We start from the raw sequence: 19,515 nt of genomic DNA on the forward strand, positions 1-19,515 counted from the left end.
GCGGTGGCCGGGGGTCAGTCGCGGCGGGCCACGACGCGGTAGGCGTTGGAGAGGCGGAGGCGGCCCGCCAGGGGGCGGAGTACGAGGCGGTCCAGGAGCGTGGCCAGCAGAAGGGCCGGGATGCCGGCCAGCAGGAGGGCCGTTCGCAGGGCGCGGCGCAGGGCGCTCGGGCGTCGGGGCAGCCAGGGCGCGTCCTCCCGCGGTGCCGTGTGGTCCAGCGCCAGCCAGGTGGCGGCCAGCAGGTCCACCGGGTCATGTGCCTCGGCACGTTGCTCCGCGACCACGGTGAAGCCCAGCTCGGTCAGGCGTCGGCGGAGATTGGCCACGGGCACGAAGTGCAGATGCTGCGGCTGGAGCCAGGGCAGCCACCAGCGGCCGAGGAGGCGGGCGAACCGGCTTTCAGGGTCCGGCACTTCGACGACGAGATGCCCGCCGGGCCGCACCGCCTCCCGCGCGGCCCGCAGTTCACGGTCGGGCTCGGTGCTGTGCTCCAGGTAGTGGAACATGCTCACCACGTCGTAGCGGCCCGCCAGCTCCGGGGCCAGTTCGGGGAAGGCGCCCCGGTAGCCGTGCTCCACCCGGCCCGCCTTCTCGGCCAGTTCGACACCGTCGGTGAAGTCGAGACCGTCGAACACCGTGTCCGGCAGCACCTCCCGGGCGACCGCGCAGAAGTGCCCGTGCCCGGTCCCGACGTCCAGCCAGGACTTGGGTGCCGGGATGTACGGCTGCACCGCCTCGGCCCGCCGCCGGTACATCCCGGTGCGCGCGCCGAAGGTGTCGCCGAGCTTCTTCTCGCCCAGCCCGTCGTAGAAGTCCCGGTAGTAGAACTCCAGCCCCGCCGGGCTGAGTCGGGGGTTCTGGAAGGTGTGCCCGCAGCCGCCGCAGCGGTCCAGGGTGAAACGGCCCGGCTTGTGCTGGAGCAGGTCGGTGGTGCGCAGCCGGGTGCTCAGCTCCGTCCCGCCGCACCAGGGGCAGTCGGTGCGCGTCGGCTCGAAGAACCGGTCGGGGCCCGCCTCCAGGTCGGCCCGGTAGGCGGGGCGCAGGGCCGCGATCCGCTCGGTGGTCCCGCTCTCGTCGCTCATCCCGACTCCTCGGCCAGTTCGGTCAGATGGGTCGCCGCGGCGGACGCCCCGCCCGCGGCCCGGAACGCCGTGCCGATCCGTGCCGCCGCGTTCCGGTACGCCGGGTCGTCCAGGACGGAGTCGACGGCCGCGCCCAGCCCCCGCGCCGTGACCCGGCCGAACCGCACCCGCACCCCCGCCCCTGCGTCCACGACCTGCCCGGCCACCACCGGCTGGTCGTCCCGGATCGGCGCCACCACCAGCGGTACGCCATGCCACAGCGCCTCGCACACCGTGTTGTGCCCGGCGTGACAGAGCACGGCGTCGACACCCCTTTCCAGCAGGGCGAGTTGGGGCACGGACGGCACGATCAGCACGTCCTTGTCGTGTTCCTTCGCCTGCGTGTCCAGGACGCCGCCCGGGTCGACCAGGACCGACTGCACCCGGTCCGCCCGCTCACGCAGCACACTCCGGCAGGTGTCCAGGAACCGGCCGCCGACGTCGGTGTTGGCGGTGCCGAGGGTGACCAGTACGGTGGCCCGCCCCGGGTCCAGCCACTCCCACGGGAAGCCGGAGGCGTCCGGCCTGCCCACGACCGAGGGACCGACCCAGCGGACGGTGTCCGGGACCGCCGTGCCCGCCAGCTCCGGGGTGCTGAAGGCGAGGACCAGACGCGGCGAGAACCGCGGGTCCGGGCCCGCCGCCGGGGCCCCGAGGGCCGACCGCAGCTCCGCCAGCCGCTCCGCGAGCCACTCCCGCACCTTGGGCAGTCCGGCCAGCGGGTCGGTGAACTCCGCCGAGGTGGTGGCCGAGGTCGCCCACGGCAGACCCAGCCGCTCGGCGGTCAACGCCCCCGCGAACGCCTGCTGGTCGGCGACGACCACGTCCGGCCGGAACGCCCCGACGGCCGCCCGCACCCCGGGCGCCATCGCCTCCGCCAGCGGCAGCAGATACCACTCCCACAGGAACCTCAGCGCCTCCGGGCCGCGCAGCTCGGCGGGCCGTTCACCCGGCGCGGCACCCGCGCACCCGAACACCTCGGCATCCGCCCCCGCCAGCCGCGCCACCAGCGCCGGATCGGGGCACGCCCACGCCACCCGGTGTCCGCGCGCGACGAGTTCGGCGGCCACGCCCACGGTCGGGTTGATGTGCCCGACCAACGGCGGTACGACGAACAGGAACCGGCTCACCGGACGGCCACCCGGAGCGTCTCCTCGACCAGGGTCAGGATGTGCCCGCCCACCGTCCCGGACGCCTCCACCAGGACCGAGTGCTCATGCCCGGGCACGACCACGGTCCTGCAGTCCGGCAGCAACGCCTTGAGCCGGGGCGCCTGTTCGGCCAAGTCGGAGTCACCGCCGTAGACGGCGAGCACCGGGCAGGACACCGTACGGATCCGATCCCTCGTCAGCACTTGGCTGGCCGGGATCTCCTGGCTCAGGGTGGTCTCGCGAACGAGCCGTGCGGCGCCCTTGGCGAGCCGGGCGGTGTGCCGGCCTCGGTGGGCGGTGACCCAGGCGAGGGCCTCGGGCTCGTTCTCCGCGAGCTGGGCCGACACCCGGTGCAGGATCCGCTCCAGCTTCACCGCCCAGGCGGAGGTGGCCGGTTCGGACTCGATCAGCGTGACGCTCGCGGCCCGCTCCGGCCGGCGCACCGCGTAGCCGAACGCGATCGTGCCGCCGTAGGAGTTGCCCACCAGGTGCACCGGGCCGGTCACCGCCAGCCGGTCGAGGAGGGCTTCCAGGTCGTCGATGTTGTGGTCCAGGGTGTAGCCCCCCACGGGGCGTTCGCTGCGGCCGTGCCCGCGCAGGTCGTACATCACCACGTCGAGTCCGGCCGCCGCGAACGCCGGGGCGACGGTGAAGTAGTAGCTGGCCAGGCTGTCGGTGAGCAGCCCGTGGACCAGGACGACGGTGGCCACGGCGGGGCGGCCCTGGCGCGGGCCGGTCCGCTGGACGTGCAACCGGACGGCGCCGGTGTCGACCATCGCCATGCTCAGCCCGCCTCCGTCGCTCTGAGCTGCGCGACCACGTACTCCACGAGGTCGCCGACGGTGAGTTCGATGATCTCGTCGAACTCCAGACCGGCCAGGAACTCGGCGAGGTTGACCCGTTCGCCGTACCGCTCCTGGAGCATCCCGGCCAGGGTCACCAGATCGATGCTCTCCAGCTCCAGATCGCGGTTGAAGGACGTCCCCATGTCGATCTCGACGTCGTCGAGGCCGTACTCGTCCTCCAGGAGCCGCGCGAGCATGCCGGTGAGATCGGCGAGGACGGTCCCCTCGTCCGCGGTGACGGGCGTCATCGGTCGTACTCCTTCGCTGGGACGGGGCCCGTGGTCCAGGCCACGACGTACTCCCGGGCCGGCAGGCCGGGCGGGTTGACGGACGGCTCGCAGTGCACGGTGTAGGCGCGCTCCAGCCGGCCGGCGACGGTCAGCCGGTCGCCGGACGGGGTCGCGTCGAGCACCGTGAAGTCCCGCGGCCGCCCGCCGAACCCGATGCCCTCCGCCTTGGCGACCGCCTCCTTCGCCGCCCAGAACCGGGTGAACCAGCGCGCCTCCGAGTCCCCGTCTTCGGCCGACAGCCTGTGCAGCAGCCGGAGTTCGTCCGGACCGAGAGCCGTGGCACGGGTCTGCGGGGTGCGGTCGACGACCTCCTCGATGTCGATACCGGGGCCCGGCCCCGGGGTGTGGGGCCGGACGATCGCCACGCCCGCCTCCCCGCGGTGCGCCAGGGACACGTCCAGCGCCGGGAGCACGCGGCCGTGCACACCCGTGACGTACGGGCGGCCCAAGTCGTCGTTGCGCACCCGGAGTTCCGCCGGGAAGACGGGCCCCTCGCCGTGGTCCCACAGCCAGCGGCGGACCGCGTCCTTCACCGCGATCCGGCCCAGCAGCCACTGGCGCCGCCCGCGCGGGGCGTGCTCCGCGTACGCCGAACGCTCCACGCCACCGAGGGAGTTGCGCATGATCAGCTCGCGGGAGGCCAGATCGGGCCAGCGCTCGTGCAGCAGCGACCAGCCGCCCGGCCGGGCCTCGGAGAGCGTGTTGCGGTCCGGGAAACGCTCCACCGGACGGGTCCGCGGGTCGTTGTCGAACCGCCGGTCCTGCCAGCCGGACAGCTCCGCCCACACCGCGCCGTCGACCGTCAGCCGGACATCGGCCTCCAGGACGGTGTCGGTGAGGGAGGTGATCCGGACGTGGCAGTCCACCGCCGTCCCCGCCGCCGGATGCGGGCCGTGAAAGCGCATCTCCCGCATGCCGACCGGGAACACGACGGTCCGCTCGGTGCGGGTCGCCATGATCCAGTAGCCGAGGATCTGGCCGACGTTGTCGAGCAGCGCGCCCGGTGCCGACGGGGTGGTGATGACCCCGCGCACATGGCGGTCGCCGATCGCGGTCAGCTCGGTGACCCCCTGGAACGCCGGGCCGTGGAACATCCAGCGCTCCGCGTAGAGCTGCGCGGCGGTGTGGTCGGGGACCCGCTCGTGCGCCGGGTCGAGCGGCCAGGGGGCGGCGGTGAACGGGGCGTGTTCCGGGGCCAGTTCGACCGTGGCGCGGGCGCGCGGACCGAAGGAGACGGCCACCCGGTCCGGCCCCTCGGGCGTCACCGTCACCGGGACGTCCACGGCGGGGGTGGCGGTCAGCCACTCCTCGAACCGCGCCCCGTGCACGGCGACGGGCACCGCGCCCGGCACGGCCTCGGCGGCCGCGTCCATCATGTGCCGCACGATCGTCGTCGCGGGCACGACCGGCCACCGGTCGGCCACGTCCGGCCAGCCGGGGCGCTGCGGGAAGAAGCAGTGGTCCAGGAGGTAAGGCATGGTGTCGGGGGAGACGCGGACGGTGGTGCGCAGGGGTGCGGGCAGTGCGCGAGGCGCGGGCCGGGCGGTCATGAGGGCGGCGGCCGTGTCCGCCGTCTCGCGGAGTAGGGCGCTCAACTCGGCCGCGAGAGGCTGGTGTTCGGAGAGGGTGTCGAGCGGCGCCGTGGTGGCCGCAGGCGGAGAGATGCGTGTCTCGGTACGGAGTTCCGCGCGCAGGGCGGCCAGTCGTTCCGGTGCCAGGGACACCAGGGCGCCGCCGAGGTCGAGGCGTACGGCAGGCCGCCGGTGCGCGGGCTGCGCGGTGGGCCGGGACGCCAGGAGCGCCTGTGCCGCCTCCGCCCCCGCCGTCCACAGGGCGGCGGCGACCCGGCGGAGCTGCGCGAGGCCCGTGCGGTGCGGGGAGTTGGCGGGGACGACCAGATGGTCCCGGCTCCCCAGGGTGTCGCCGACGAGCGAACCGAGCTGTCCCGGTCCGACCTGGACGAACACCCGATGCCCCGAGTCGTACAGCGCCTCGGTCAACTGCCGGAAACGCACGGGCTCCAGCAGGTGCCGGACGAACAACTCCCGTATCCGGGCCGGGTCCTCGGGGAACGGGGCGGCCGTCGTCCCCGACCAGACGGGGGTGTGCGGCGTACGCAGCCGGAAGCGGGCCGCCGCCTCTTCGATCGGGGCGAGATGCGGCCGCAGCATCGGCGTGTGGAAGCCCGACCGGAACGGCAGCACTTGAGAGAGCACACCCCGGGCCCGGAACGCCCGGACGAACTCCTCGACGGCCGGTTCAGGGCCGCACACCATCGACTGGCCCGGCGCGTTGTCGTGGGAGAGGACAAGGCCCGCATCCGCGCCGCCCTCCTCGCGCAGCGCGGCGAGGACCCGGTCGGCGCCCGCGCCGATCGCCCCGAACGCGAGACCGGGCACGCGCACACTGTCCGGGTCGAACTCCGCCATGAAGGCGTCGACCTCGTCCCCGGCGTACAGTCCGCCCGCCGCCATCGCCGTCCACTCGCCGACGCTGTGCCCGGCGACCGCGTCCGGCACGATCCCGCTGCGGCGCAGCGCCGTGTCGAGCAGTCGGCCCACGGCGACCACACCGAAGCCGTGCCGGCCGATGTCACCGGACCGCTCGCTCGGCACCTCCGGCGCGGGCAGCCCGAAGCGGGCCGCGATGTCGTCGACGCGTGGCGTGAACTCGGCTTCCAGGCCGGGGAAGACGAACGCCAGCCTGCCGTGCCCGGTGCCCAGCAGGGGGCCCGGCCGGAACCAGACGTCGCTGCGGCCGTGCCAGGCACGCCCCTTGGCGACGACGCGGCGGGCCAGGGCCAGCCGTTTCGCGGTCGGGTCGACGATGCCGAGCCTGGCCGGTCCCGCGTCCGGCCGCGCGGTGGCGGGGTCGAGGCCCCCGGCGCGCACGGTGGTGTCGTCGGCGTCGAGGAGCGCGGCGAGGGCGGCCGGGGAGGGGGCGGCGAGCAGGAGGACGCGCTCGGGCTCGACGACCTGGGCGGCCCTGACCGCCGTCACCGGCCCTGCGCCGGGCGCCTGCTCCAGCACCACGTGCGCGTTGATCCCGCCGAACCCGAACGCGTTCACCGCCGCCCGGCGCACCGGCTGCCCGGCGCCGGTCTCCCAGTCGGCGGCCTTCTCCAGGGGGCGGAAGCGGGTGCGGGCCAGCGCGGGGTGCGGGTCGTCGCAGTGCAGGGTCGGCAGCAGCACGCCGTGGTGGACCGCGAGCGCGGCCTTGATCAGACCGGCCACGCCGGCGGCCGGCATGGTGTGCCCGATCATCGACTTCACCGAGCCGATGACAGCCGTCCCGTCATCGTGTCCGTGCGCGTGCCGTGGCCCGAACACCTCTGCGAGGGTGGCCAGTTCGGCACCGTCGCCCGCCGGGGTCGCCGTGCCGTGGGCCTCCAGCAGGCCGACCGATCCGGGTGCGGCGGGGTCGAGACCGGCGGCCCGCCACGCCTGCCGTACGGCCTGGGCCTGGCCGCCCGGGTCCGGGTTGACCAGTCCCGCGGCCCGGCCGTCGCTTGCCACTCCGGTGCCGCGGATCACGGCGTAGATCCGGTCGCCGTCCCGCTCGGCGTCCGCGAGCCGCTTGAGGACGACGACGCCGGTGCCCTCGCCGATCAGGATGCCGTCGGCGTCCCGGTGGAAGGGCCGGATGCGCTGGCTGGGGGAGAGGGCGCGCAACTGCGAGAAGACGCTCCACAGGGTGATGTCGTGACAGTGGTGGACACCGCCCGCGAGCATCACGTCACAGCGCCCGGAGCCCAGTTCGCCCACCGCCTGGTCGACCGCGACCAGGGACGAGGCGCAGGCCGCGTCCACCGTGTAGGCCGGGCCGCGCAGGTCGAGCCGGTTGGCGACCCGGGAGGCGGCGAGGTTCGGCACGAGGCCGATCGCCGCCTCGGGGCTGTCGGGACCGAGCCGCTCGGTGAAAGCCTGCCGCACCCGGTCGAGTTGAGTGGCGGTCAGGTCGGGCAGCAGCTCGCCCAGGGTGCGCACGAGCTGGCCCGCCGTGCGCACCCGCTGGTCGAGCCGGACCAGTCCGGGGGTGAGATAGCCGCCCCGGCCCAGGACGACACCGACGCGCGCCCGGTCGGGCAGCCGGGCCGTGCCGCCCGCGTCGTCGAGCGCGGCCGAGGCCACGTGCAGGGCGATGAGCTGGTCGGGTTCGGTCCCGGCCACCGAGTTCGGCATGATCCCGAACCGGGTGACCTCCACCTCCGCCAGCGCGTCCACGAACCCGCCCCGCCGCGCGTACACCCGGTCGGCGACGGCCGGTTCGGACGCTGTGCCGGGACGGTAGTAGTCCGGGTCCCAGCGTCCGGCGGGCACCTCGCCGATCGCGTCCACGCCGTCGCGCAGATTGCGCCAGTAGGCGTCGAGCCCGGCGGCGCCCGGCAGCAGCACCGCCATCCCGACGATCGCGACCGGAGTCTGACGGGGCGTCACCGCTGCCGTCACCAGCCCGAGGCGGTGTAGACGACCGCGGTGGCCGACTCCTCGCCCCACGCCAGCTCCCGCAGCAGCGCCGCGGTCCCCTCCTCGGGGTCGATCAGCCGGACGCCCCGCCGGGCGTACTCGCGGGCCAGCTCCGCGCCGACCATCCCGGCGTGCCCGGCGGCGGGTGCCCACGGCCCCCAGTGCACGGTCAGCGCCCGGTGCCCGGTGCGGGCCGCGAAGGCCGTACCGAGCGTCTCCAGGGCGTCGTTGGCGGCCGCGTAGTCCGCCTGCCCCCGGTTGCCCAGGACGGCGGCGATGCTGCCGAACAGCACGGTGAACGCCGGTGCCGTCGGCAGCTCCTCCAAGGCGGTGAGCAGTGCGTCGGCGCCGGTCGCCTTGGTGGCGTAGACCCGCTGGAAGGACTCGGTGCTCTTCTCGGCGATCAGCCGGTCCTCGATGACACCGGCCGCGTGCACCACCCCGTCGAGCCGCCCGTGCTCGGCGTGGATCTCCTTCACCGCCTGCCGCACCGCGTCGGGTTCACGGAAGTCGACCGGGCGGTAGCGCACCCGGCTGCCCAGCGCGCCGAGTTCGGCGAGCGTGGCCGCGATCTCCCGCTGGGCGAGCAGGAGTTCGACGGCCCGGTTGATCTCGGCCGGTTTCAGTCCGCCCCTGGCGGCGAGCACGGCCCGCAGCGCCTCCGGGGTGCGCGCGGCGGCGGTGTCGGGGTCCTCCGGGCCGTCCGGCGCGGGTGTCCGGCCGAGCAGTTCGAGCCGGCAGCGGGCGGCACCGGCGAGCGCGGCGGCGAACTGCGCGGTGATGCCCCGCGCCCCGCCCGCGAGGACCACCACCGAGTCCCGGTCCAGGCCGAGCGCGGCCGCCTCCGCGGCGCCGTCACCGGCCGGTCCCGCGCCGGTGCCGCCGAGCACGCCCAGCGGCGCCGCCACCAGCTCGAAGCCGTGCCGGCCCGCCGCCGTCCGCAGCACCACCGGCTCCCGGTCGGCGGCCACGGCCTCGGCGACCACCGCGTCCGCGACGGCCGACGGCGAGGCGTCCGCCACCTCCACGACCCGGGCGACCGTCTCCGGATACTCACGGGCTACCGTGCGGAACAGCCCCCGCAGCCCCGCCGACCGACCGTCCGACGCCGTGCCGTCGGTGCGGTCCGTGCCGTGGACGGCCAGCAGCCATCTCGGGCCGCGCGCCAGGGCCGCCTTGAGCACGGGGAACGCGTCGGGCAGCAGCGGCGCACCGTCCGCGTCCGTCAGGGCCCCCACGTACAGCACACCGTCGACCGGCCCGTCCGCCTCCGACAGCGCGTGCTCCCGGCCGCGTACGACGACCTCGGCACCGTGGGCGGCCAGCAGGGCGGCGGTCTCGGGGGCGTCGCCGAGGACCGTCCAGCGGGTGCCGGTGAGGACGGCGGCGGGGCCGGGGGCGGAGTCCGGCGCGGCGAGGAGCACCGGGCGCAGGACGTGCCGGACGGGAGGCTCACCGGTGGGTGCGGCGGTGTCCGTGTCGGGGGCCGCCCCGCCGGTCGCCTGGGGTGCCGAGTCGTCGCCGTTCCCGTTCAGACGCACCCTGAGCCAGTCCGTCACCGCCGCGGCCGTCCGTGCCTTCGCCAGTTCCTCCAGCTCGGCGTCGTCCATCGAGGCGAGGTCGGCGCCGGTGCCCGCGCCCAGGCGCCGGGCCAGCTCCCCGGCGATCTCCGCCCGCTTGATGGAGTCGATGCTGAGGTCCGCCTCCAGGTCGAGATCGGGCTCGATCATGTCGACGGGATAGCCGGTGCGCTCGCTGATGATCTCCAGGACCATCTGCCCCACGTCCGCACCGACCGGGGCGGCGGCGGTGGGCTCGGGCGCCGACTCCACGACCACGGGAGCCGGTTCGGCCACGGCCCGAAGCACCGGCGGGCCCGCGACGGCGGGGGCGGCGGGGGCGGCAGCCGGTTCCGCCCCCAAGTACGTGAGCAGCACGTCCCGTTGGGCGGCGATCATCTCCCGGCTGGTGCGCAGGAATTCGGAGATCAGCGCGTCCCGGTCGGACGGGACGCCGTGCGGGGGGTTCGTCGTCACAGTCGTCTCCAGAGGTTCCACGACAGAGGCCACGGCTGCTGCCTCGACCCGGCGGGCCGGTGCGAGCGCGCCGGGCAGGAGCGCGCCGTCGGCGGTACGGACCAGATGGCCGTCCACCGTCCAGCCGGGCCGCTTCGGGACGGGCGTGCGGACGGCGTCGACCGCGTCCCGTCCGCGCAGCAGCCCTCCGGCACGCACCGGCAGCCCCGCGACGGCGAGCTTGGCCAGCGCGTCGAGCCAGCCGCGCAGCCCGGAGCCGGGGCGGGGCTCGGGGGCCACCGTGCGGTGCGGACGGTCGCCGAGGATCTCCCCGGCCAGCCGTGTCAGCACCGCTCCGGGACCGGCCTCCACGAAGACGCGCGCCCCGGCCGCGTACATCGCCTCGATCTGCTCGGCGAAGGCCACCGGGGCGCCGATCTGGGCGGCGAGTCCCTGCCGTACGGCGTCCGCGTCGGCGGGGTACGGGGTGGCGGTGCGGTTGGCCCACACCGGGAACTCGGGCGGGTGCACGGTGCGGGCCGCGAGCGCCTCGGCGAACCGCTCGCCCGCACCGGCCACCAGCGGGCTGTGGAAGGCGCAGGCCACCGGGATCCGCTTCGCGCCGAACCCGGCCGCGCGCAGCAGCCGTACGGTCTCGGTGACGGCGTCGGTCGGGCCCGAGATCACCGTCTGCCGGGGGGAGTTGAGGTTGGCGACGACCACCGACGGCGGCGCGCCCGTGGTCCGCAGCGCCTCGTGGACCCGGTCGGCGCCTGCCGCGACGGCGGCCATGGTGCCCGGTTCCGGGCCCGCGGACCCGGCCGCCGCGAGGATCGCCGCCGCCCGATCGGAACTCAGCTCCAGCAGGGTCTGCGGTTCGAGGGCACCGGCCGCGCTCAGAGCGACCAGTTCGCCGTAGCTGTGCCCGGCGGCCATGTCCGGGCGGACGCCGGCGGAGGTCAGCCAGGCGTGGGCCGCGAGCCCGGTGATCCCCAGGGCGGGCTGGGCCACCCGGGTGTCGGTGAGCGCGGCGAGCTGCCGGTCCCGTCCGGTGTCGTCGAAGGCGGCCGGCGGGTACAACGCGCCCGCGTGCGCCCGGCCGAGCTCCAGATACGCGTGCAACTCGGGGAAGGCCACGAACAGTTCGCCGAGCATCCCGGGCCGCTGACTGCCCTGCCCGGGGAAGAGGAACGCGACCTTGCCCGCCTCGGCGTCCCCGTCCCGCCCGGCCAGGTGCACGCCGTCCCGCGGCGCGTGGTCGCCGTTCAGGGCGCGCCGGAGTTTGGCGGTGAGGTCGTCCACGCCGTCCGCCACGAGCGCGATCCACGCCGGGTCCGCGCTCGCGTCCGCCCGGCGGGCCGCGCTCAGCGCCAGGTCCCGCAGCCGCCACGGGCGCCCCTCGGCCTCCGCCGCCGTCAGCAGGTCGTCCGCCGCGCGGCGGGCGGCTTGCTCGTCCCGGCCCCGGAAGAGGAACAGCTCGGCCGGCCAGGCGTCCAGGCCGCGCACCGGCGGCACCCCGTCGGTGTGCGCGGCCAGCACCGCGTGGAAGTTGGTGCCGCCGAACCCGAACGCGCTGACCCCGGCGACGCGTTCCTCGGGCGGCGCCGCCCACGGCCGGGCCTGCGTGTGGAAGGCGAAGGGGCTGCTCTCCCGGTCCCAGGCCGCGTTGGGCGTCTCGATGTGCAGGGTGGGCGGCCGGACGCCGGTGTGCAGCGCCAGGACCGTCTTGATCAGCCCGGCCAGTCCGGCGGCGCACTTGGTGTGCCCGATCTGCGATTTCACCGAACCGAGCACACAGTCGCCGGACGACGCGCCCGCCTCCGTGAACACCTCGCTCAGGATGCGCAGTTCGGTGCGGTCGCCGACCACCGTGCCGGTGCCGTGCGCCTCGACCAGGCCGACGTCGGCCGGGGAGACGCCCGCGTTGCGGTAGGCCCGCTCCAGCGCCGACCGCTGGCCCTCGGGGCGGGGCGCGGTCAGGCCGAGGGAGCGGCCGTCGCTGGAGGAGCCCAGGCCCTTGACGACACCGTAGATCCGGTCGCCGTCACGCTCGGCGTCCGCGAGCCGTTTCAGGACGACGCAGGCGACGCCCTCGCCGAGCGCGATGCCGTCGGCCGAGTCGTCGAAGGCCCGGGAGCGGCCGGTGGGGGAGAGGGCGTGCACGGAGGAGAACAGCACGTAGTCGTTGATGCCGTTGTGGAGATCGGCGCCGCCGCACAGGACCACGTCACTGGTGCCGCCGACGAGTTCCTTGCAGGCGACGTCCAGGGCGGCGAGGGAGGAGGCGCAGGCGGCGTCCACCGTGTAGTTGGCGCCGCCGAGGTCGAGCCGGTTGGCGATCCGCCCGGAGATCACGTTGGCGAGCATGCCGGGGAAGGAGTCCTCGGTGAGCCGGGGGAGCTGCTCGTCCAGCCCGGCCGGGACCGTGCCGTAGTACGAGGGCAGCACGGCCCGCAGGGTGGCCGCGTTCGACAGGTCGCTGCCCGCCTCCGCGCCGAACACCACCGAGGTGCGCGCCCGGTCGAACTCCCTTCCCCCGTCGCCGTATCCGGCGTCCTCCAGGGCACGCCGGGCGGCCTCCAGGGACAGTAGCTGGACCGGTTCGACATGGCCGAGGGAGGCGGGCGGGATGCCGTAGCGCAGCGGGTCGAAGGGGATCGGGGGCAGGAAGCCGCCCCACTTGGACGGGGTGGACGTGCCGTGGTGGACGGCCGGGTCCCAGCGCTGCGGCGGTACCTCGCCGACCGCGTCCGTGCCCGCGACGACGTTCGCCCAGAAGGACGGCAGATCGGGCGCCCCAGGGAACATGCAGGCCATCCCGACGACGGCGATGTCCAACGGGGCGGGTGGCTCCGCCGCCATGGCCTCGTCCGGCGCCAACTCCGCCGCTCGCGCGGCGAGATGGGCGGCCGCTCCGGTCGTCACCGCCGAGTGCAGGTCGTCCAGCGTGGTGGTCGCCGAGCGCAGCACGGCCACCTGCCCGGCCATGAACATCCCCTCGGCGAGCTGGCGTTCCTCGTCGACGGGGGTGAGCGTGCCGTCGCCGTCCCGGGTCGTTCCCTTGCTGGCCAGGCGCAGCCGGCCGACGTTGAGCCGCTCCAGCTCCTCCCAGATCCGGCGGTCCGGGACGCCCTCGGCGCGCAGCCGGGCCCCCTGCTCGCGGTACCCGGCCGCGAACGGGCTGGGCACACAGCGCGTGGCGTGGCCCGGCGCCGACTCCAGCAGGGTGGTGCGCTCCGCCGCCAGCACCTGCCGCTGGAACAGCGGCCGGATCGCGCCGTGCGCCACCGCCTCCTCGGTGAACAGGTAGGCGGTGCCCATCAGCAGGCCGACGGCCGCCCCGCGCGCGGTGAGCGGAGCGGCGAGCGCGGCCACCATCGCCGCCGAGCGCTCGTCGTGCACCCCGCCCGCGAAGAACACCTCGATCCCCGCGGCCGTCGAGTCGCCGGAGGAGTCCGGGGAGTCGGCCAGGAAGTCTTCCAGTACGGCGAGTTGGGCCTCCCACAGCGGGAAGGAGGCGCGCGGTCCGACGTGCCCGCCGCACTCCGCGCCCTCGAACACGAACCGCCGCGCCCCCGCCTCCAGGAACTGCCGCAGCAGCCCCGGCGACGGCACGTGCAGGAAGGTCCGGACGCCGGCCTCCTCCAACACCCGTGCCTGCGAAGGGCGTCCGCCCGCGATGATGGCGTGCGTCGGCCGCAGCTCCCGTACGGCGTCCAGTTGGGCGGCGCGCACGTCCTCCGGCGCGAAACCGAGCACCCCCACACCCCAGGGCGCGTCGCCCACCGCGTCCCGGGCCGCGGCGAGCAGGGCGCGGGTCCGCGCGCCGTCCGCGAGGGCCAGCGCCAGGAACGGTAACGCCCCCTCCGCGGCCACCGCGGCGGCGAACCCGGCCTCGTCGCTCACCCGCGTCATCGGCCCCTGCGCCAACGGCAGCCGCGTCCCCAGCGCCCGCCCCATCGGAGAGTCCGCCCGCAGCGCCCGTACGGCCGTGTCGTCGCGTACGGCGTCCAGGACCGCGTCGCGCAGCGCCCGAACCGTGCGCCGGACATCGCCCCAGCGGTCGGCGAACCGGGCGGCCAGGAAGCCGTCCTGGCCCACCGGGAGCAGCCGGGCGGCCGGGTCCCCGGCGCCGAGCAGCGCCGCCACGGCCTCCGGTGCGGCGTCCGCGGGGAGTTCCGGGGCGCCGGGGCCGCGGCGCGGCAGGAAACGGTGCCCGGCGACGACGACGGTCTCCGAGCCGTCCATGGTCCGCAGCGCCGCGGCCGCGGATTCGGGCAGCGCCGACTCGGCGAGCAGCGCGAGCTGGACGTCCAGGACGACCCCGGCCGCCCCGCCCGCCACCGCGGCGGCGGCCGTGCGCGGCCCGACACCGCCGTACGCCCACACCGGCAGGTCCACACCGGGGGCGGCCAGGAGCTGCTGGAGCAGGACGAACGTGCTCAGCTCGCCGATCCGGCCGCCGCACTCCGCACCCCGCGCGAGCAGCCCGTGCGCCCCCGCGCGCACCGCCTCGCGCGCGCCGTCCAGGTCGGTGACCTCCACCAGGACCCGGTGCCGCTCGGCGGTCCGCGCGACCGGCCACGGGGCGTCCGCCGCCAGGACCACCGTGTGCGGACCGCCGGCTCCCAGATCGTCGGGGGCGAGCCGGCAGCCGGGGCCCACCCGGACCCCGAAGCCGCCGGGTGACGCGCGTCGCAGCCGGGCCAGCGCCTCCCTCGATCTTCGGTCGCCGGGCCCCAGATCGAGCACTCCGAGACCGCCGGCCCGGGCGACGGCCAGGGCGAGTCCGGCGTCGGGCTCACCGAAAGGAGTGATGCCGATGATCATGTCCTCGGAACGCGCAGCGGACGTCATGATTCTCCGAATCAAGGAAGAAACCGCAGGGTGGGGGGTTCAGGACAGACAGCAAAGGCGAGGCACGGAACACGAACACGTGCAAAGACGCTTGCTCGAAACGCGTTGAAAGGTAGTGCTCTTATTACTCACTGGTCAACGTTCGAACGATCGGCCGGTAACCAGGCGCAATGATTCGGTCATTCGCGGGCGGGGCGCCGGGGCGTAGGAAATCGGATGAATTCCTTTCGGGTCCGACGCCGTCCGGCGCCGTTCACTCACGACTCACACCGTGGAAACATGAACGACCGAAAGAAATGCGTTCCTTTGGATTACATGTCCGAATCGAGCCGCCCTTTTCCGGGCCCCGGTCGACGGTTCGGAAAACTCCGCGTGTCGACTGCCGAGTGTCCGGGAAGGGCCCTCTCCCGTGCGTCCGTACGGGTCCGGCGCGCGAGGGCCCGGAGTGTTGATATGCGAGCTTTCCAGTCAATCGGCTCATAGTGCGCCTATGACGCGAACCCGTACGGCGGCGGCTCTGTGTGCCGCCGCTCTTCTCGCCACCACCCTCCAGGCCACCGCCGCCACCGCCGGACCTGCCGCTGCCGCCCCGTCCGCCGCCCGGGACCGGGCGTGCACCGCCACCCACAAGCCGTCCGGCCAGGCGCGCAAGGTCGTCGACATCGTCCGCAAGGCCCAGCGGGACCTCGACCTGCAGGCCGCGATCGTCCGCGTCACGGTCGACGGACGCCCGCTGGTCACGGCCGCGGTCGGCGAGTCCATGACGGGCGTGCCCGCCACCCCCGCCATGCACGTCCGCACCGGCTCGGTCGGTATCGCCTTCATGGGCACCGTGCTCAGCCAACTCGTCCAGGAGCGCAAGGTGAGCCTGGACGACAAGGTGTCCCGCTGGCTGCCCGAGCTGCCGCACGCCGACAAGATCACCCTGCGCATGCTCGGCTCCTCCACCTCCGGACTGCACGACTACGTCACCGACCCGGCGTTCCAGAAGAAGCTCTACGCCGACCCGTGGCGCCACTGGACGCCGAAGGAGGTCGTCGGCTACTCCCTGAGCCACCCCCTGTGGTACAAGCCCGGCACCAACTGGAGCTATTCGCACGCCAATTTCGTCCTCCTCGGCAAGGCCCTGGAGAAGATCACCCGCACCCCGCTCGACCGCCTCCACCAGCAGCGCGTGTACCGCCCCCTGGGCCTGCGCAACACCCGCGGCAACACCACCGCGGTCATCCCGGAGCCCGTCCTGCACGCCTACGACAGCGAGCGCGGCTTCTACGAGGAGTCCACGTACTTCAACCCGTCCTGGACCACCGCGCCCGGCGCGATCATCACCCAGGACATCTGTGACCTCGCCCGCTCCGGCCAGGGCATCGGAGCGGGCGAGCTGCTCTCGCCGGCGGCCTTCCGCACGCAGTTGAACCCGGGCACGGTGGGTCTCGGCAAGCCGACCGCCAAGTGCCCGGCCACGGTCTGTCTGCCGATGACCGACAAGTTCCACTTCGGGCTCGGCGTCGTCGTCAAGAACGGCTGGGTCCTCCAGAACCCGTCCTTCTTCGGCTACGCGGCCGTGATGGCGTACGAGCCGCACAAGCGCCTCTCCATCGCGGTCACGACGACCGTCGGCCCGAAGTCCCCCGGCACCAACACCTCCGTGCCCGTCGCCGAGCGGATCGCGCAACTCCTGGACGCGAAGCACCCGTTGGCCGACTGACCCGGCCGCGCATCCCGTCCCGGCCGTCGGGGTCGGCCGGGTGCGGTAGGGTTGGACCCGCGCGTCACCGCAGTTCAACGGCTCGGCGACGCGGCGGGACGTGGCGCAGCTTGGTAGCGCACTTGACTGGGGGTCAAGGGGTCGCAGGTTCAAATCCTGTCGTCCCGACCGGTGGATCACCGATCGGAAGCCGTTCTCCGGACCTCGGAGAGCGGCTTTCGGCGTGCGCAGGACATCAGGCTTTCGGCGTTCTCCGCCCGAAGCGGCCTCAGTACCGCGCCACCACCGCCCCCAGATACCCCCGCAGCATCACCTTCGCCTCCTCCAGCAGCGCCGCGTCCCCCTCCGGCTCCCGGCGGAACGCCTCCTGGGCGAGCGCGTCGGCCGCGAGGATCGCGGCGTGACAGGACCGGGTGAGCGCCTCGTCGTCGCGGGCCACGCCCAGTGCCAGCAGGACCCGGCGGATCCCGTCGGCCATCCGGCGTTTGTGCTCGCGGTCCGCCTCCCGGGTGCGCTCGGTGAGCCCGCTGCCGAACCACAGGGCGCGGAAGCCGTGTTCCGTCCGGTAGATGTGCGCGTACGTGTCGACGAGGACACCCACCGGGTCTTCCCAGCGCTCGCGCGTCGCGGTCCGTGCGAGGTCGTCCATCACCCCTTCGAGACGGGTGAACCAGCCCGCCGCCAGGGCGTCGATGATCGCGCCCCGGTCCGGCAGGTACTGGTACAGCGAGCCGACCGACACCTTCGCCTCCGCCGCGACCCGGGTCGTGGTCAGCGCCTCCACGCCCTCCTCCACCAGGATCCGCTCGGCGGCCGCCAGCAGCAGCGCGAGGCGTGCCCTGCTGCGGGCCTGCCGGGGCGTGCGGCGCAGGGCGGCGGCACCGGGTGGCGGGTCCGGCTGGGGCAGGGGAGGCGGGGTCGGCCGGTCCAAGGATCGTCTCCGAACGTGAACGTGACTTTGTTTCACGTTTACGCTACCTTCGCGCCCATGACCGCCTCAAGCTCGGCGCTGAGCGAGGAACGGGCCGCCGTGGCGGACGCCTGCCGCCGCCTGGGGGCCGAGGGCCTCCTGATCGGCACGGCGGGGAACGTCAGCGTGCGCACCGGCGACCTGGTCGCCGTCACCGCGACCGGAGCCGTCCTCGCCGAACTGACCCCGGATCAGGTCACCGTGGTCGACCTCGACGGCACGCTCGTGTCCGGCACCCTGCGGCCCACCTCCGAACTCGACCTCCACCTCGGTGTGCACCGTCGGCGCGGCACCGGAGCCCTCGTCCACACGCACGCCCCGATGGCCACCGCCGTCGCCTGCGTACTGGACGAACTCCCGTGCATCCACTACCAGTTGCTCGCGCTGGGCGGCACGGTCAGGGTCGCGCCGTACGCCACCTTCGGCACCCCGGAACTCGCCGAGTCCGTCCTCACCGCCCTGGACGGCCGCGGTGCCGCGCTGATGGCGAACCACGGTGCGGTCACCCACGCGGCGACGCTCGACCGGGCCGTCGAGCATGCCCTGCTTCTCGAATGGGCCTGCGGTGTGTACCAGCGCGCGGCCGCCATGGGCCGGCCCCGCTTCCTCGACGAGCGGCAGCAGCGGGCGGTGATCGAGGCCGCGCTCGCCCGCGACTACGGCACCACCCACCCCGTGGCACCCGCGGCATCCGGATCACCCGTACGACCCGTACAACCCGTACGACCCGTACCACCCGTGCAGGAGGGGCAGCGATGAAGGTCTTCACGATGGGCGTGCACGTGCTGGACGTCCTGGTCCGGCCGGTGGAGGCGATACCCGAGGGGCAGGGCGCCACCCTGGTCGAGGACATCCGGATGACCGCCGCCGGAACGGCCGGCGGCACCGCCCTCACCCTCGCCAAGCTGGGCGCCGAGGTGCACAGCGCCGGTGCCGTCGGCAGCGACCCCACCGGTGACCTGCTCGTCGCGCTGCTCGACAGGGCGGGCGTCGGCACCGAGTTCCTGGTCCGGCGCACCGACACCGCCACCTCCGCCAGCGTCCTGCCGATCCGCCCCAACGGCGACCGGCCCTCGCTGCACCTCCTCGGCGCCAACATCACCTACGGCCCGGACGACGTCCCCTGGGACGCCCTCGCGCGGGCCACCCATCTGCACCTCGGCGGCCCCGAGCTGATCGGCGTCGACGTCGCCGCGCGCATCCTGTCGTACGCCCGGGACCACGGTGTCGTCACCTCCGTCGACCTGCTCGCGCCGGGTGTCCTCGGCAGCTTCGAGCAGATCGAGGCGGCCCTGCCGTACATCGACCACTTCCTGCCCAACGAGGACCAGGTGCGCGGCTTCACCGGCGAGGACGACCTGCTGACGGGGGCGCGCAAGCTGCTCGCCGCCGGGGCCGGTGTCGTCGCCGTCACCCGCGGCGGGGAGGGCGCGCTCGTGGTCACGCAGGACGGCGCGGAGCCGGTGCCCGCGTTCGTCGTGGACGTCGTCGACACCACCGGCTGCGGCGACGCGTTCTCCGCGGGCTATCTGCGGGGCGTGAGCCTCGGCCGTACGCCGGGGGACGCCGCCGTGCTCGGCAGCGCCGCGGCGGCGCTCGTCGCCCAGGGCCTCGGCAGCGACCACGGCACGTTCGACCTCGCGGCGGCCGACGCGTTCGCCGCGACGGCGACCTGCCGTGCGTGACCTGCCATGCGTGACCCGGCACCGGCGACTTGTGCGCGGGGCCCTTCCCGCCCCTCGCCGACTCACCTGGTGGACGACCCCTTGACGCCGCGCGAGGCCGGATCGACACTCGGTACGGGAATCCTAGTGAACGGGTAGGGAATCATGGGGCGACAGGAGCCGGCCACCGGCCGAGCGAGCCGTACGTCATGGTCGTCGCCCCTTCTGACCTCCCGCCGTCACATCGACCTCCAGCGCGTGTGCAGCGCGATCAGCGCCCAGCGCTGAGCCGGCCGCCCCTACCGCGCCCTCCGCCCCGGTGATGCCCCCTGGGCACCACCCGCCCGGCGCGCGGCCGCACGGTCCCCCCGTTCCGTCGTCCTCCGTCGTCGCATCCGCCGCGCGCCGGTCCGCCGCGCGCGCCGCCC

The 19,515-nt window shown here is 74.7% G+C and carries 11 protein-coding genes and 1 tRNA gene; 5 read left to right on the forward strand and 7 right to left on the reverse strand.

The window, feature by feature from the left end:
• Positions 1-14: 14 nt before the first annotated feature.
• Genes AFM16_RS33055 through AFM16_RS33080 form a run of 6 tightly spaced genes read right to left on the reverse strand, consistent with a single transcriptional unit; the run spans position 15 to position 14,745 of the window.
• Positions 15-1,082: a class I SAM-dependent methyltransferase gene (locus tag AFM16_RS33055; protein ID WP_179123335.1), complete on the reverse strand. Its 1,068-nt coding sequence runs from the start codon at positions 1,080-1,082 to the stop codon at positions 15-17.
• Complete coding sequence (locus AFM16_RS33060; protein ID WP_078636106.1) at positions 1,079-2,251, reverse strand: glycosyltransferase; 1,173 nt, start codon at positions 2,249-2,251, stop codon at positions 1,079-1,081. The genes AFM16_RS33055 and AFM16_RS33060 overlap by 4 nt, the downstream gene beginning before the upstream one ends.
• Complete coding sequence (locus AFM16_RS33065) at positions 2,248-3,054, reverse strand: alpha/beta fold hydrolase (protein ID WP_078636107.1); 807 nt, start codon at positions 3,052-3,054, stop codon at positions 2,248-2,250. The genes AFM16_RS33060 and AFM16_RS33065 overlap by 4 nt, the downstream gene beginning before the upstream one ends.
• 2 nt (positions 3,055-3,056) lie before the next feature.
• Complete coding sequence (locus tag AFM16_RS33070) at positions 3,057-3,365, reverse strand: acyl carrier protein (protein WP_030790626.1); 309 nt, start codon at positions 3,363-3,365, stop codon at positions 3,057-3,059.
• Positions 3,362-7,807, reverse strand: coding sequence for a beta-ketoacyl synthase N-terminal-like domain-containing protein (locus tag AFM16_RS33075; RefSeq protein ID WP_245178022.1), 4,446 nt, complete (start codon positions 7,805-7,807; stop codon positions 3,362-3,364). Before AFM16_RS33075 ends, AFM16_RS33070 begins: the two co-directional genes overlap by 4 nt.
• Before the next feature lie 44 nt (positions 7,808-7,851).
• A complete protein-coding gene (locus AFM16_RS33080; protein WP_078636109.1) occupies positions 7,852-14,745 on the reverse strand; it encodes a type I polyketide synthase in 6,894 nt (2,297 codons plus the stop codon).
• 490 nt (positions 14,746-15,235) lie between these two features.
• Here AFM16_RS33080 and AFM16_RS33085 point away from each other — a divergent pair, with 490 nt between their 5' ends.
• Together AFM16_RS33085 and AFM16_RS33090 are read left to right on the forward strand one after the other, a co-directional pair.
• Positions 15,236-16,453: a serine hydrolase domain-containing protein gene (locus AFM16_RS33085; protein ID WP_078636110.1), complete on the forward strand. Its 1,218-nt coding sequence runs from the start codon at positions 15,236-15,238 to the stop codon at positions 16,451-16,453.
• A gap of 94 nt (positions 16,454-16,547) precedes the next feature.
• Positions 16,548-16,621: transfer RNA gene (locus AFM16_RS33090), tRNA-Pro, on the forward strand.
• 100 nt (positions 16,622-16,721) lie between these two features.
• Here AFM16_RS33090 and AFM16_RS33095 read toward each other — a convergent pair.
• Complete coding sequence (locus tag AFM16_RS33095) at positions 16,722-17,384, reverse strand: TetR family transcriptional regulator (protein WP_245177858.1); 663 nt, start codon at positions 17,382-17,384, stop codon at positions 16,722-16,724.
• A 57-nt stretch (positions 17,385-17,441) separates the two neighbouring features.
• On the opposite strand from AFM16_RS33095, the gene AFM16_RS33100 reads away from it, so the two are divergent.
• From AFM16_RS33100 to AFM16_RS40685, 3 genes are all read left to right on the forward strand, one after another.
• Positions 17,442-18,182, forward strand: coding sequence for a class II aldolase/adducin family protein (locus AFM16_RS33100; RefSeq protein WP_078636111.1), 741 nt, complete (start codon positions 17,442-17,444; stop codon positions 18,180-18,182).
• A complete protein-coding gene (locus AFM16_RS33105; protein ID WP_078636112.1) occupies positions 18,179-19,108 on the forward strand; it encodes a carbohydrate kinase family protein in 930 nt (309 codons plus the stop codon). The genes AFM16_RS33100 and AFM16_RS33105 overlap by 4 nt, the downstream gene beginning before the upstream one ends.
• Positions 19,109-19,252: 144 nt before the next feature.
• Entirely contained in the window at positions 19,253-19,375 is a 123-nt protein-coding gene (locus AFM16_RS40685) for a putative leader peptide (protein ID WP_323181703.1), read from the forward strand.
• Positions 19,376-19,515: the final 140 nt, after the last annotated feature.

Source organism: Streptomyces antibioticus (assembly GCF_002019855.1).
Taxonomy (GTDB): domain Bacteria; phylum Actinomycetota; class Actinomycetes; order Streptomycetales; family Streptomycetaceae; genus Streptomyces; species Streptomyces antibioticus_B.

Excerpts from the sequence above, each read along its gene's own strand:
- AFM16_RS33070 (WP_030790626.1), bottom strand. The coding sequence starts at position 3,365 with ATGACGCCCGTCACCGCGGACGAGGGGACCGTCCTCGCCGATCTCACC.
- AFM16_RS33105 (WP_078636112.1), top strand. The coding sequence starts at position 18,179 with ATGAAGGTCTTCACGATGGGCGTGCACGTGCTGGACGTCCTGGTCCGG.
- AFM16_RS33055 (WP_179123335.1), bottom strand. The coding sequence starts at position 1,082 with ATGAGCGACGAGAGCGGGACCACCGAGCGGATCGCGGCCCTGCGCCCC.
- AFM16_RS33065 (WP_078636107.1), bottom strand. The coding sequence starts at position 3,054 with ATGGCGATGGTCGACACCGGCGCCGTCCGGTTGCACGTCCAGCGGACC.
- AFM16_RS33080 (WP_078636109.1), bottom strand. The coding sequence starts at position 14,745 with ATGACGTCCGCTGCGCGTTCCGAGGACATGATCATCGGCATCACTCCT.
- AFM16_RS40685 (WP_323181703.1), top strand. The coding sequence starts at position 19,253 with ATGGGGCGACAGGAGCCGGCCACCGGCCGAGCGAGCCGTACGTCATGG.
- AFM16_RS33085 (WP_078636110.1), top strand. The coding sequence starts at position 15,236 with ATGACGCGAACCCGTACGGCGGCGGCTCTGTGTGCCGCCGCTCTTCTC.
- AFM16_RS33100 (WP_078636111.1), top strand. The coding sequence starts at position 17,442 with ATGACCGCCTCAAGCTCGGCGCTGAGCGAGGAACGGGCCGCCGTGGCG.
- AFM16_RS33075 (WP_245178022.1), bottom strand. The coding sequence starts at position 7,807 with ATGGCGGTGCTGCTGCCGGGCGCCGCCGGGCTCGACGCCTACTGGCGC.